The sequence below is a fragment of the Roseovarius sp. D22-M7 genome, assembly GCF_037083785.1.
Classification (GTDB): Bacteria; Pseudomonadota; Alphaproteobacteria; order Rhodobacterales; family Rhodobacteraceae; genus Roseovarius.
The window spans coordinates 1-600 of sequence record NZ_JBAPKY010000224.1 but is presented as its reverse complement, the minus strand read 5'-3'; the positions used below and the strand labels follow the sequence as shown (position 1 = coordinate 600).

Genomic DNA, 600 nt, shown 5'->3' with positions numbered 1-600 from the left:
CTGGACGGGCGCCTCGGGCCAGAGCTCGGCCAGCGCCGCCTCCAGCCCGGGCGCGCCGTCGACGATGATGAAGCCGGGCTCACGCAGGCCGCGGGCACTCAGGTCCTGGAGGAACGCTCGCCACGCGGCGACCGTTTCACCGCCCATGTTCTTGAGCCCGATCAATACTTTCTGGCCGTCGCGGCGCACGCCGATCGCCACGAGTATCGGGATCGCCGTGGCCTTCTTGTCGATCCGCGCCTTGACCACCGTGCCGTCGAGGATCAGCCGGACGGTGTCCTCGCCGCCGAGGTCGCGCGTATTCCAGGCTTCCCAGTCGGTCTTCACCTTGCGCCAGGCCCGGCTGACGACATCCTTGCCCATGGCGCCGGCGAACAGCGTCGAGAGCGCACGCTTCACGCGTCGCGTGTTCGTGCCGGCGAGATAGGCGCCCGCGATCAGCGCCTCGGCCTTCCGGGTCAGCCGGCGATACCGCGGCAGCGCCTGCGAGCGCCATTCGCGCCGCTGGCCATCCGCGCCCGCGATCCGGGCCCGGGGCACGCGCACCGTCTCCGGGCCGAAGGTGCCGACAATCTCCCGGTCGCGGTGCCCGTTGCGATA

Annotated in this window: 1 protein-coding gene; it reads right to left on the bottom strand. The window is 71.3% G+C overall.

Translation table 11 applies throughout. The features are described from left to right. On the bottom strand, window positions 1–600 hold a 600-nt coding region (locus V8324_RS22260; RefSeq protein ID WP_336422045.1), incomplete at both ends, for an IS256 family transposase.